The organism is Bacillus cereus group sp. BfR-BA-01379 (assembly GCF_022663605.1).
In the GTDB taxonomy this organism is placed as follows: domain Bacteria; phylum Bacillota; class Bacilli; order Bacillales; family Bacillaceae_G; genus Bacillus_A; species Bacillus_A mobilis.
In genome coordinates, this window is record NZ_JAKUFT010000005.1 from 40,238 (window position 1) to 52,956 (window position 12,719).

Sequence of the window (12,719 nt, forward strand, 5' to 3'; positions counted from 1 at the left end):
AGTATAAGGATTTCTTATTGTAAAAGGAGGATTAAGTTGAAAAGGAAATATGTATTGTTGTTGTTTGTTATGTTACTAGCATCTTGTGGTCAAGTTGAGCAAAAAAAAGAAACAAAAAAAGTAGAAGAGACGGTGAATGAAGTGAAAGAAACAGTAGGGGTAACCGTTATACAAAAAAAAGATAAAGAGAAAAAGTTACAGGAATCAGAAGCTAAGTTAGTAATAGACATTATAGATAAAGCGGAAAAACAAGACGTAACAGGTAGTTTTGGTGAGCCGGAATATGAAATACAAATTAGTAGAGATGGAAAAAAAGAAACCTATTATGCATGGCTAAGAGGAGAAGATAGACGAGGATGGCTACAATATAAGAACGCTATGTACATGCTGAATAAAAAAGATACGGAAAAGCTTTTAGCTATATTTCCAAATGTTTCAGAACAAAAAGAAGATGAGATGCAGGCAGGTCCTTTAACGGAAGTAACAAAAAAAGATTTGCAGATTACCGCGTTTCATATTAAAGCAGGTGATCAAAAAGTGAATTATACGGTACGGTATACGATTTCACAATCACTATACAACAAGTTAGAGAAGGAACAAGAATATTATTTACAAGTCATCTTCCCAGAAAAAGTTCAAAAATTAATTGGAGAAAAAGAGAGTGAAAAATTTTTAGGGGAAAAGGTAAAGGAAGGGTATAAACAGTATGAATTGCATGCTACTGTGCAGGTAAAAGACGCTTCAGAATCACAATTAAAGGCATTAGAAACATATTATGAAAATTATGATTTAAAAATATTAAATAGTAAAAAAGAAAAAATAGGTGTTTTTCAAAATATCATTCAAATTGTTAAAGAGTATGGTGAAAAAATGAATTTACAAAGATAAAACGAAACTTTAATTAGCCCTGGAGGATCGGGATGAATGTAATTTGTAAAGTTTATATGGACTTTCCTAGGAAATGATAATAGAGAGGGGAAAAACCCCTCTCTATTACTTTGCTTTTGCAGAGGGCTCATTCATTGATTTTCGCGTAATAAGAAAAGAAATCATAAGAGCGGAAAGGATGATAAAAGCAATAAATATGTGATTTGGCAACAAATCTAATAATAATACGTAGCTAACGGTATAAAAAATAAGAGTTGAAGCTAAAAACGATAGCGCGCCTATTATGAGAGATTGTAAATTCATTCGTATACACCTCCTTTTATTTATATTTTTGGCTAAAAATGGATTATATAAACATTATTTCTAACAATAGAAAAAAATATGTCATAATAGAGAAAGAACCGGCGTTAATGAATAAATATGATTCATTAATGAGAGATAAAGGAGAGGAATATGAAAAATAATAAAAAAGGATTATGGGGAATTATTGTTGCCATAGGTTTATTTTTACTTTCTAAGTTAAAGTGGGTATTTGCAATTTTTAAATTAGCAAAGTTTTCAACGGTATTTAGTATGTTTCTATCACTTGGTGCATACGCAGTTATATATGGGTGGAAATTTGGAGTAGCGCTCATTTATTTGTTGTTTATTCATGAAATGGGCCATTTATGGGCTGCGAAAAGAAAAGGTATACCAACATCACCAGCAATATTTATTCCATTTATGGGTGCTCTTATTGGGATGAAAGAGATGCCGAAAAATGCAAAAGATGAAGCTTATATCGCCTATATGGGACCTCTTTTCGGCTTGTTGTCATTTTTGCCTGCAATTCCACTTTATATAATAACGAAAGAGCCATTTTGGGCATTAATTATTTTGCTTGGAAGTATGATTAACTTCTTTAACTTGATTCCAGTTTCTCCATTAGATGGTGGACGAATTATCTCAGTTGTAAGTACAAAGATTTGGGGAACGGGTCTTATTGTATTGCTCGGTTATTCCATTTACTTTAAAAGTATTTTAGGAGGATTTATTGTTATTATCGGCTGTATGGAATTATATAGAGTAATAAAGCGAGATGAGCCGATTAAGGAATTAGGATATAGAATTGATGGAATGAAAGAATATGTTGCAAGGCTGGAAGAGGAATTAAAAGAAACGGGTGCAGTACATCGAAATATATATATGATGCAACATGAAATAAATGTATTAAGGCATAAAGAAAGAGAGAAAGAATTAAAAACAGGAGAATTTCAAAAGATTGAAGTGTTAGAGTATCTTTTACCGAAGTATGAGCCGCTTGATTACGTTCCGTATGAAGATGAAAAAGAAACGCATACAATTCATATAAGAGAAGCATTTGAAATATCAGAAAGAAAATTACAGGAATGGGATGCAGAAAAGAGACAACAGGAAAATTATTACAAAGTGGATACGAAAACGAAATGGACGGTATTTGCTTGTTATATCGGATTAATGGCTATACTCGGTTACGCAGCTTATGAAGGGTATATGGTTTTACAAGAACATTTGCCAACGAGGAATGTATAGAAAAATATTGTCGAAATGATAGGAAGAATTTATACAGGAATTAGATTTCTACGAGAGAATGTTACAAGTATAGTACTACATTGTAATATCTCTAGTAGAGAAGGGGTTCTGTATATGAAGAAATTGTTACGTGTATTCGGGATTATTATCGTGATGATCATTGCGAGTTATAGTCTTATGAAAGTGCTGTTACATTATGCGAATAAGCCTGCTGAGGTAAATACGATAGCTCAAATAGAAGATGTACAAGAAGAGACAAAAGTACTGGATTTTATTCGTATGACACATGAAAGTTATAATAATTTCTTAAATTATGGTAAAGCAGAGAATTATACAGAAGGGGACTGGAACCAATTGAAACAATGGTTTCAACAACAAGAATCGTCTTTAAAAAATATACATACAGAAATAAAGAATGAAAAAATAAAACGTGATGTAAATAGAAGCTATGAAATTGCAAAAAAAGGTGTGGAACTTCAAAATATTGAGTATGTAGTTTATGCGCATCGTGTATACCATGACCTGGATATTATCGTAAATAAATATAGAGGTGAAACGAATATCTGGGGGTATACAGAGTTTGGAGATGGGAAAGATATAAGGGTAATTGAACAAGCGATACAGTCCAAATAATAATAAGCTAGCTAGCATTCTAGTTGGCTTATTTTCTTTTGTAAGTGCAATGTTCATATATTTTTCACAAAAACACCGTGTGAATAGTGATTAAAATCACAATATGTACTATACAATTCAGTTAAACTAAAAACAGTTAAGGAAATAGAGGAGTGGGATACAATGTTAAGTGCAAAAACAATTGAAATCGTAAAGTCAACAGTACCATTATTACAAGAAAAAGGCGTTGAAATTACAACGAGATTTTATGAAATTTTATTTTTGGAACATCCGGAGTTATTGAATATTTTCAATCATACAAATCAGAAAAAGGGAAGACAACAACAAGCGCTAGCAAATGCTGTTTATGCAGCTGCAACGTACATTGATAATTTAGAAGCTATTATTCCAGTTGTAAAACAAATTGGTCATAAGCATAGAAGTTTAGGTATTAAAGCGGAGCATTACCCGATTGTAGGTACATGTTTACTACGCGCAATTAAAGAGGTTGCAGGTGCACCTGATGAAGTTTTAAATGCATGGGGAGAAGCTTATGGTGTCATTGCTGATGCATTCATTAGCATTGAAGCAGAGATGTATGAAGAAGCGGCACATAAAGAAGGTGGATGGAAAGATTTCCGTAACTTTGTAGTTGTTAAAAAAGTAAAGGAAAGCGATGTTATTACGTCATTTTATTTAAAACCTGAAGATGGCGGGAAAGTTTCTGCATTCATCCCAGGACAATATGTAACGATTCAAATAAATATCGAAGGTGAAACATATACACATAATCGTCAATATAGCTTATCAGATGCTCCTGGAAAAGAATATTATCGTATTAGTGTAAAGAAAGAAAAAGGTGTAGATACACCGGATGGTAAAGTATCTAACTACTTACATGATCATGTAGAAGAAGGCGATATGTTACCAGTAAGTGCACCAGCAGGAGATTTCGTGTTAAATATGGATTCAACTTTACCAGTTGTACTAATTAGTGGTGGAGTAGGTATTACTCCGATGATGAGTATGCTAAATACGTTAATTGAACGAGACTCAACACGTAATGTATGTTTTGTTCATGCAGCGATAAATAGTAATACACATGCAATGAAAGAACACGTTGAGGCAGTAGATAATGAATACGAACAAGTTAAAGCGTACACTTGTTATTCTGCACCAACTGAAAAAGATTTGGAAATGAAGAACTTTGATAAAGAAGGTTTCATTGAATCTGAATGGTTACAGACTATTATCCCGACAACGGAAGCAGAATTTTATTTCTGTGGTCCTGTACCATTTATGAAACATATAAATGCTGCACTAACTGATTTAGGTGTGAAACAAGAGCATATTCATTATGAATTTTTCGGTCCAGCAGCAAGCTTACAATAAGATGGATTTGAATAAGCGAAAAACGAGGTATTATTTTACCTCGTTTTTTATTTGTTCTCGTAATAGTCGATTTACCGTTTCACGGCGTATACCAATCAGTTGGCCAATTTCAGTTTGCGTCAATATTTCATATATAGGAATGTCACCTAAATATAGTGTGAACCATTCTTGTAAACGATGAAGACGTTCTTTCGGAGAGACGGTTGTTAATTGATCGATACGCTGCTGCATCATTCTTAATTTTGATTGTAATTGCATAGCGATATTTGCGTACGAAGCGGGATTTGCCTGAAGTTGATCGTACCATTCACTACTAATGATAGGTTCAACTTCTGTTTTCATTAAAGCGATTGCTGTACCGTGATACTCCTTCGGTGAAATTAAAGAATGGTGAGGTATCGTTTCACCTGGAACAATAATGTTGAATAAAAATGGCGTTCCATCTTCTTCGATCCTTACTACTTTTAATAAGCCTGTTTTTATAAAATATAAAGGACCGTCCTCGCCTTGACGGAATAGTACATCTCCTTTGTGTAGAATCAATGTTAGCCCCCCATTTAAACATTTCTATTTCTTTTATTGTAGCGTATATGTATAAAGACAATATGCTATTTAAACAGCAATTTCATTGACGAAATGTATGCTATTACAGTAGTATACTATTTAGTGTGTAATAGTACTAGCAATGAATACGCTGTAGGGGGTTTAGTATATTGTTAGATGCGATAAAAATGACGGATATGAGAATTCCGGCGAATGCTATCATTCATGTAGAAGAGATGAAAGGTGGAGTCGTATTATCCGTTGAAGTAGACGGCCAAATTATTTATACGATGGCTTATGATGAAGAAACAGATAGTTATGCTGAATTATATGATCGAAACGATAAGAGGGCGTGCCAAGTACATGAGGATTTTATGGGATGGTCACTTCTTCATTAAAAAAGATGTCAATATGACATCTTTTTTTATTAAACCGATAGAATATACAAAGAAATGAAATATAAGGATAAAATTTGTAATAAATGATTTTGCATTGTTAGCACTTTGTAACTGCAAGTAAACTATTTTTTCGCTATCATAAAGATAACAGTCGCAGTTATAGGAGTGGTCAACTTGAAGAAAGTACATATTTCAAATTATATGCTATTATGTGTTTGTTTAATTTTATTTGTTCTCTTAGGAGGATTTTTATATTCATGTGTATAAGAAAAAACGTATTCTAAAAAGAACACGTCATAAAAAAGAAGTAATAATTAATCTAGTCCCGAGAATAATTAATGTGATACGTAATAAATTAATTACGGCTTTACCACTTAATTTTGTATTGATATAAGCCCCGATTTTTCCGCCAATCCATGCACCAGGAATAAGAATTAATGCGTAAATCCAGCTGACATTTCCAAGGGAGATGTGAGTTGCAGAACTTACAATTGCTGATAGAAATACGATAAACATCGAAGTTGCTACAGCGATATGTGCTGGGAATGCAAAAAGTAGCATCATTGCTGGAACAAGTAAGGCACCGCCACCAATTCCAAATAACCCAGATATAAAACCAACTATAAAGGCGATAAAGATAGCGAGAAGTGGTGGAAATTGATAGTGTACAGTGTTTCCTTCGTTATCTGTAAAAGAACGTTTAATTACCGTCATATTTGATAAAGAAAGAGGGTTTAATTTGTCTCGTAACATAAGAAGAATGGAGACAAAAATAAGGAAAATCCCAAAATATAAAGAAAATGTATCTTGGTTTAAAAATTTGTTTGCCCACGAGCCGATGATACCACCAGGGCCACTCCCGATAAATAAAATAAGTCCACTTTTGTAATCCACTCGTTTATGCTTCATATAAGTAAGGGTGGAAGATAGTCCTGTAAAAACGACTGTTACCATTGAAGTTCCTACTGCAAGTTGTGGTGATAGACTGTGTAATCCGATTAATAACGGAACAATAATAATTCCGCCACCAAGCCCGACTAGACTCCCGACTGTCCCGGCGATTAGCCCGATGAAAAGTAACATGATGTATTCCAAAATTGCCAACTCCTCTATATAACTTATCCACCAATTATTATACACGCTTTTTCATGAGAAAAAGGTTTGTTCACAAAAAAGTCGTCTTCCTAGAAAAATAAGGAAGACGACTTTTGATTAAAAGATTAAGTGTAATAAAGAGTAAAATAAAGCAGCTAAAGAAGCTGAAATAGGAAGTGTGATAACCCAAGTAATTAACATGCGTTTTGCAGTTCCCCATTTTACACCTTTCACACGATGAGAAGCACCAACCCCTAAAATAGAAGAAGAGATAACGTGCGTCGTACTAACTGGTAAGTGAATGAATGTTGCCCCGAAAATAACAAGAGATGATGATAAATCGGCAGCTACACCATTTACAGGACGAATTTTCATAATTTGTCCACCGACAGTTTTAATAATTTTCCATCCACCGACAGAAGTACCAAGGCCCATTGCAATCGCACAAGATAATTGTACCCAGAACGGAATGTCGCTAGAAGTATGATAGCTATTAGCCATAAGAGCCATTGTAATGATTCCCATTGCTTTTTGCGCATCATTCGTACCGTGTGTGTAAGCTTGTAATGCAGCAGTGAAAATCTGGAATATACGGAAATTTTTGTTCGTCTTCGTTAAATTGAAGTTTTTAAAGACTACTTTAAATATACTGTATACGATATAACCAATAACAAAAGCGATAATCGGTGAAATGATTAAAGCTTCAAGAATTTTTATGAACCCTTTAAGGTTTAATGAGCTAATACCGGCCGCAGCGATAGCTGCACCTGCGATTGAGCCAATGATTGCATGCGAAGAACTACTTGGAATACCGTAGTACCAAGTGATCAAATTCCATGCTATTGCCGCAAGTAAAGCAGCTAAAATTACAAGAGAACCATTTTGCAAGGCAAATGGATCAACGATATCTTTTGTAATCGTTTTTGCTACACCTGTAAATGTCATCGCACCTAAAAAATTCATAATAGCTGCCATAATAATTGCATGTCTAGGCTTTAGAGCTTTCGTTGAAACAGCCGTTGCAATAGCGTTTGCTGTATCGTGAAATCCATTAATAAAGTCAAAAGCTAAAGCGCAAATGACTACTAAAACGGTCAGTAACAAGAGTGTATCCATGATCAAACTCCTTACGCGTTCTTCATAATAATTGTTTCTAATACGTTTGCAACGCTTTGGCAGCTATCCGCTACTTCTTCAAGCTCTTCGTAAATCTCTTTGTATTGAATAATTTTAATCGGATCTTTCTCACGAGAGAATAAGTGCTTAATCGCATGACGGCGAATATCATCACATTGTGATTCATAATCCTTAATCTTAATCGCGTTCGTACGAATGTCGACTAACTTCTTTTTAGACAGTAGTTCAACAGAATTTGCAATCTCAATCGCACATTGATTAATTGCTTCAACGAATTTAATCATGTATTCATCAGCTTCTGTAATAGAATACATTTCGAATAGACCAGCACTATGATCTAATCCGTCTAATACATCATCCATACTCATTGCAAGTTGTAGGATGTCCTCACGTTCAATTGGAGTAATAAACGCTTTGTTTAGCTCCATAATGATTTCGTGAATAAATGAGTCACCTTTTGACTCATACTCTTTCATGCGCATAGAAAACTCTTTTAAATCGCTAGCATTTTTAATTTTATACTCCACGAAAAACTGCGCGCCTTCTTTTAAATTTTCGGAAACATTCATTAACATTTCAGAAAATTTATCTTTTTTTGATTTAAATACCATTATTAGTTACCCCCACAAAAGTAATATATGTAAAATATATTGGCTAGTCAATTCTAACAAAAAACTGTCGTTTTTTAAAACATTTTATCGAAAAGTTTACAAAAACTTAACATAACTCTCATTGTTGTATTAATAATATTAATAATCAATATTGAATATCTTACTTGTAGAATGTCCTTTTCTTGTAAAAAGTATGAATGTGAAAGAAAAGCTTTACACTACAGGAAAGACTACGTTATTATAATAAATTTAAAAGGAGGTATATTCTTCCTTTTGAAAAGAAGAGTGTAAACAAACGAAGGAAGTGAACGAATGAAATTGAAGAACACTCACTTAAAAAAAATGCAGGAGTGGTTCAATAAGAGGAAGAAACTTCGGAATTCATTAATTATATTAGGAAGTTTACTTGCTACTCTATTTATTGCTATAAATATAATAATTTCCATTCAAGACATATCTGAATTAAAACAAGCTGTTCCGCAACCGACCTTAATTTATGATGCAAATAATGAAGTTGCGACTAAATTAGCTTCCTCTAAAACAGAAGGTGTTAAAAGGAAAGATATTCCTGACATTATGGTTCAGGCAATTGTTGCAGTAGAAGATAAGGAATTTTTTAACCATCACGGTATTTACTATAGTGGAATTATAAGTGCAGTTTTTAAAAATATTACAGCAGGAGAAGTTGTAGCAGGGGGAAGCACAATTACGCAACAACTTGCGAAAAATGTATTTCTGACCCAAGACCGCACATACTCTCGAAAAATAAAGGAATATTTTTTAACAAAAAAAATAGAGCGTACGTATACGAAAGATGAAATTATTGAAATGTATATGAACCAAATTTATTTTGGTGAAGGTGCTTGGGGTATAAAAAGGGCAGCTAAATCTTATTTTGATAAAGATGTAAAAGATTTAACAGCTTCAGAAGCTGCAACGATTGCTGGATTGATTAAAGCACCGTCTGCCTATTCACCTTATAAAAACTTTAATAAGTCTATCGAACGACGTAATGTCGTCTTAAGTTTAATGAAAGAGCAAGGATATATTTCTGATGAACAGTATAATAAAGAAAAAGAGAGCGGTCTTGTGTTAAAACGTGGTGTGGATGATAAATACAAGGGGAAATACTCTCAATATGTAGATTATATTGTTAGAGAAGCGATGGACAAGTACGAATTAACACAAAATGAAATTTTAGCGGGTGGTTATCGTATTTATACAGAGCTTGATCCGAAAAAACAACAAGCTGTAGAAGACGTTGTGAATAATGATAGCTATTTCAAAGATAGTGGCTCAGACCAACTTATGCAAACGGGTGTAGTTCTTATGAACCCAAAAACAGGTGGCGTACCAGCTTTAGTTGGGGGCAGAGGGCCGTATCAGTTTTTACAGTTTAATCATGCAACCCAGTTAAAAAGACAACCTGGCTCAACGTTAAAACCCTTAGCTGTATATGTACCAGCGTTAGAGCAAGGGTATGAAGTATACGATATATTAAAAGATGAACCATTTAATATTAAAGAATATAAACCACAAAATAGCGATCATACTTTTCACGGTGATGTGACGATGTATGAAGCTGTGGCAAAGTCGTACAATGTTTCAGCTGTTTGGTTATTAGAGCAAATTGGGTTGGATAAAGGATTGAAATCTTTAGAGCGTTTTGGTATTCCATTAGTGCCAGAAGATCGTACGTATCCAATCGCTTTAGGCGGGATGCATGTGGGGACATCTCCATTTGTAATGGCTCAAGCGTATAGTACGTTTGCAAATGACGGTGTCCAAGTGGAAGCTCATGCGATTAGAGAGATACAAAATGCTGAAGGTGAAACGATTGGAAAGTGGTATAAGAAAGAGACACGAGTGACAAGCGAGAAAATTTCTCAAAAGATGACATATTTATTAAAAGGCGTTGTCGAAAAGGGAACGGGCGAAAAGGCGAAAGTTAATAATGTTGATACGGCAGGTAAGACAGGAACGACTCAAATTGTAAATGGACCAAGCAGTGGGGCAAAGGATTCATGGTTTGTTGGATACACACCAGATTTAGTAGGTGCGATTTGGGTAGGGTATGATAAAACAGATAGCGATCATTATGTTCCAGGGGGCAGTCAAATTACGACAACAATGTTCCGGGATATTATGAAAAAGGCGAATGCCAATCCAGCTCAAAAAGCATTCCAGTTATCGCTCATATCTGAGGCTGAGTATAAAAAACAATTGAATACAATAGAAGAGGAAAAACGTAGAAAAGAAGAAGAGAAGAGAAGGAAAGAAGAGGAACAACAAAGAAAAAAAGAGCAACAAGAGTGGATTGATAAAGTGAAAGAATGGATTCCTTCATTTTGGTAAAAGAAAGAGGCGAATAACAAAATTCGCCTCTTTTTTGTATGAAAAACATAATGAAACTTTAAACGGTTGAAATTATCCCTTCTCCTTACTAGTTACTACTCGTTAAGTATAATGTTCGTACTGCCAAAGGATTGAGAATCGTATGTGACGATTATTTTTCCTTTGCTAATAGGTTCGTAAGGTAATTCTTCTTCGTAATTACCATTATTTTCATTGTGGATAGAAAGTGTAATTTCATCGATTTTTTTATTTGTATACTGATCTTTAATCGTTTCAGCAATTTGAAGTAACGCTTCGGAACTAGAAGCTTTCGTAATAAGCATTCCCTTTATAACTTTCTTTTCATTATTTGTTGCATTGGAATAAGGGATGTTGCTTTGTTTTGTATACAAAAGTTTGTATGGAACAGTTTTTCTCTCTGCTTTTGAAATAGTGGAATATTTTAGAGTTAAAAAAAATCCTACACATAAAATAATGCATACCATAAGAGCAAACCAAATGCGTATTAGTGACATAACTCTCATTTTCATCCCTCTTTCATATCTTTGACTTCAATATTTATCATACAGAATGAGGATTAAGGTAGAGTAAATTTGAGGTAAAGAAACGTAAAGAAGGAGCACTTATCCTCCCAAATAAGTGCTCCTTTCTATATAAAGAGAGATTTAATGCACGGTAAAACGATACATATTATTATAAATATGCTTATTTAGTGAAAATTAGTAAATTCGGAATACTGATAGTGTTGCAGTTGTATCACCTGTGTTAGGAATAGAAATAGTGTTTGCTGTAGGCTGTATAGAAATCGTTGTACCAGCTTGTAAAGTAACGATTGTAGAGAACGAAACAGCACTACCGATAACATTAGTTGAGAAATTACGAGTAGGTGGTTGACCATTGAATGAAATACCGAATCCAAATGGTGAAGATCCTGGGAAAGTTGTAGACGCTGAGAAACTAATATCATATACGCCTGTTTCTAAAACTGTTAAAGTATCTGTAGTGTCATTAAAATTAATATTATTTATTTCAAAAACTTGATTGAATTGGATATTCATTCCAGGTGATATAGTTTGAGCATTGGAGTTTCCAATTGCAGCGATAGTTACAGGAATTGGAGTACCCGCTGGTCCTGTTGCGCCGGTAGCACCTTGAGCACCAGTAGCGCCTGTTGCACCCGCCGGTCCTTGAGCACCAGTAGCACCTTGAGCACCCGCTGGTCCTTGAGCACCAGTAGCACCTTGAGCGCCGGCTGGTCCTTGAGCACCAGTAGCACCTTGAGCGCCAGCCGGTCCTTGAGCACCAGTAGCACCTTGAGCGCCAGCCGGTCCTTGAGCACCAGTAGCACCTTGAGCGCCGGCCGGTCCTTGAATACCTTGAGCGCCCTGAGGTCCAGTAGCGCCTTGAGCACCAGCTGGTCCCTGAGCACCTTGAGGCCCTTGAGCACCAGTAGCACCTTGAGCGCCCGCTGGTCCTTGAGGTCCAGTAGCACCTTGAGCGCCAGCCGGCCCTTGAGGTCCAGTAGCACCTTGAGGCCCGGTAGCACCAGTAGCACCTGTTGCGCCTCCTCCTCCAAGGCAACCTGATCCGTATTGAACTAGGATAGTTTGGATCTCTGTTATGAGTTTAACTAGTTTGTCGATCGTACAACAATCTACTTTGAATAACTTAGCGATATACAATAAATAATTAAGCAAGCTTTGTAGCTCAACATACAATGCTCCGCATGAGAAAGGTTTTGTTTTTAAAATAGTTAATAGGTTAGCGATAATCGAATTTCCAATTTGTTTTTGTGCTGGAGACAAATCTAAGCAATTGAGGAATTTTTGTAGGTTATTTAGGGCAACAATCAAGTTATCGATATTATTTTGAGAAGGGTTTTGGAAGACAGCTTGAATAGCTTGACCAAGAGCTTGAAGAAGTTTAACGAATTCTGTAAGTTCGGACTTGGAGATGTTAATATAACTACAAGCTCTGACTTCGCAACAATCATTACCATAAAATACTTTTCCTTTATTTTTATTGTTCATCTTTTCATTCCTTTCTTTCATAGAATCAATAGTCGTTACTATATATTAAAATGAAAATTGTACTAAATTCGCGATGGACAAACTACTATTTCTAAAAAAATAAGAAG

The 12,719-nt window shown here is 34.9% G+C and carries 13 protein-coding genes; 6 read left to right on the top strand and 7 right to left on the bottom strand.

The window, feature by feature from the left end; genetic code table 11:
• The first annotated feature begins 36 nt into the window (after positions 1–36).
• On the top strand, positions 37–888 hold the full coding sequence (locus MR113_RS03290; protein ID WP_242250959.1) for a YhfM domain-containing protein: 852 nt from the start codon (positions 37–39) through the stop codon (positions 886–888).
• A gap of 105 nt (positions 889–993) precedes the next feature.
• On the opposite strand, the gene MR113_RS03295 is transcribed toward MR113_RS03290, so the two are convergent.
• The gene (locus MR113_RS03295; RefSeq protein ID WP_001053351.1) at positions 994–1,191 is read right to left on the bottom strand and encodes a hypothetical protein; all 198 of its coding nucleotides are present in this window, start codon (positions 1,189–1,191) and stop codon (positions 994–996) included.
• Positions 1,192–1,341: 150 nt separating this feature from the next.
• Between MR113_RS03295 and MR113_RS03300 the strand changes: the two genes are divergently transcribed.
• The 3 genes from MR113_RS03300 (at position 1,342) to hmpA (ending at position 4,443) form a co-directional block, all read left to right on the top strand.
• A complete protein-coding gene (locus tag MR113_RS03300) occupies positions 1,342–2,439 on the top strand; it encodes a site-2 protease family protein (RefSeq protein ID WP_242250968.1) in 1,098 nt (365 codons plus the stop codon).
• 114 nt (positions 2,440–2,553) lie between these two features.
• Positions 2,554–3,072 carry a hypothetical protein gene (locus MR113_RS03305; protein ID WP_242250978.1) on the top strand — a complete coding sequence of 173 codons (519 nt, stop codon included), beginning with the start codon at positions 2,554–2,556 and terminating at the stop codon, positions 3,070–3,072.
• 162 nt (positions 3,073–3,234) lie between these two features.
• The gene (gene hmpA, locus MR113_RS03310; protein WP_242250990.1) at positions 3,235–4,443 is read left to right on the top strand and encodes an NO-inducible flavohemoprotein; all 1,209 of its coding nucleotides are present in this window, start codon (positions 3,235–3,237) and stop codon (positions 4,441–4,443) included.
• 30 nt (positions 4,444–4,473) lie between these two features.
• Here hmpA and MR113_RS03315 read toward each other — a convergent pair whose 3' ends face one another.
• Positions 4,474–4,986 (bottom strand): Crp/Fnr family transcriptional regulator, encoded by a 513-nt coding sequence (locus MR113_RS03315; RefSeq protein ID WP_000600576.1) that lies wholly within the window; start codon positions 4,984–4,986, stop codon positions 4,474–4,476.
• 170 nt (positions 4,987–5,156) lie between these two features.
• On the opposite strand from MR113_RS03315, the gene MR113_RS03320 reads away from it, so the two are divergent.
• A complete protein-coding gene (locus MR113_RS03320) occupies positions 5,157–5,384 on the top strand; it encodes a hypothetical protein (RefSeq protein ID WP_000882907.1) in 228 nt (75 codons plus the stop codon).
• A gap of 294 nt (positions 5,385–5,678) precedes the next feature.
• Here MR113_RS03320 and MR113_RS03325 read toward each other — a convergent pair whose 3' ends face one another.
• The 3 genes from MR113_RS03325 to MR113_RS03335 all read right to left on the bottom strand — a co-directional run bounded on the left by MR113_RS03325 (position 5,679) and on the right by MR113_RS03335 (position 8,227).
• On the bottom strand, positions 5,679–6,479 hold the full coding sequence (locus tag MR113_RS03325) for a sulfite exporter TauE/SafE family protein (RefSeq protein WP_000455763.1): 801 nt from the start codon (positions 6,477–6,479) through the stop codon (positions 5,679–5,681).
• Positions 6,480–6,596: 117 nt separating this feature from the next.
• On the bottom strand, positions 6,597–7,595 hold the full coding sequence (locus MR113_RS03330; protein WP_061680306.1) for an inorganic phosphate transporter: 999 nt from the start codon (positions 7,593–7,595) through the stop codon (positions 6,597–6,599).
• Positions 7,596–7,606: 11 nt separating this feature from the next.
• Positions 7,607–8,227 carry a DUF47 domain-containing protein gene (locus tag MR113_RS03335; RefSeq protein WP_000231446.1) on the bottom strand — a complete coding sequence of 207 codons (621 nt, stop codon included), beginning with the start codon at positions 8,225–8,227 and terminating at the stop codon, positions 7,607–7,609.
• 312 nt (positions 8,228–8,539) lie between these two features.
• On the opposite strand from MR113_RS03335, the gene MR113_RS03340 reads away from it, so the two are divergent.
• On the top strand, positions 8,540–10,582 hold the full coding sequence (locus tag MR113_RS03340) for a transglycosylase domain-containing protein (RefSeq protein WP_242250992.1): 2,043 nt from the start codon (positions 8,540–8,542) through the stop codon (positions 10,580–10,582).
• Between the two features lie 95 nt (positions 10,583–10,677).
• On the opposite strand, the gene MR113_RS03345 is transcribed toward MR113_RS03340, so the two are convergent.
• Entirely contained in the window at positions 10,678–11,106 is a 429-nt protein-coding gene (locus MR113_RS03345; protein WP_242250994.1) for a hypothetical protein, read from the bottom strand.
• Between the two features lie 195 nt (positions 11,107–11,301).
• Entirely contained in the window at positions 11,302–12,612 is a 1,311-nt protein-coding gene (locus MR113_RS03350; RefSeq protein WP_242250996.1) for a Gly-Xaa-Xaa repeat protein, read from the bottom strand.
• Positions 12,613–12,719: the final 107 nt, after the last annotated feature.

Bases quoted from the DNA above. Each gene is read 5' to 3' on its own strand.
- MR113_RS03350 (WP_242250996.1), bottom strand. From the start codon at position 12,612: ATGAACAATAAAAATAAAGGAAAAGTATTTTATGGTAATGATTGTTGC.
- MR113_RS03340 (WP_242250992.1), top strand. From the start codon at position 8,540: ATGAAATTGAAGAACACTCACTTAAAAAAAATGCAGGAGTGGTTCAAT.
- MR113_RS03305 (WP_242250978.1), top strand. From the start codon at position 2,554: ATGAAGAAATTGTTACGTGTATTCGGGATTATTATCGTGATGATCATT.
- MR113_RS03300 (WP_242250968.1), top strand. From the start codon at position 1,342: ATGAAAAATAATAAAAAAGGATTATGGGGAATTATTGTTGCCATAGGT.
- MR113_RS03330 (WP_061680306.1), bottom strand. From the start codon at position 7,595: ATGGATACACTCTTGTTACTGACCGTTTTAGTAGTCATTTGCGCTTTA.
- MR113_RS03335 (WP_000231446.1), bottom strand. From the start codon at position 8,227: ATGGTATTTAAATCAAAAAAAGATAAATTTTCTGAAATGTTAATGAAT.
- MR113_RS03345 (WP_242250994.1), bottom strand. From the start codon at position 11,106: ATGAGAGTTATGTCACTAATACGCATTTGGTTTGCTCTTATGGTATGC.
- hmpA (WP_242250990.1), top strand. From the start codon at position 3,235: ATGTTAAGTGCAAAAACAATTGAAATCGTAAAGTCAACAGTACCATTA.
- MR113_RS03295 (WP_001053351.1), bottom strand. From the start codon at position 1,191: ATGAATTTACAATCTCTCATAATAGGCGCGCTATCGTTTTTAGCTTCA.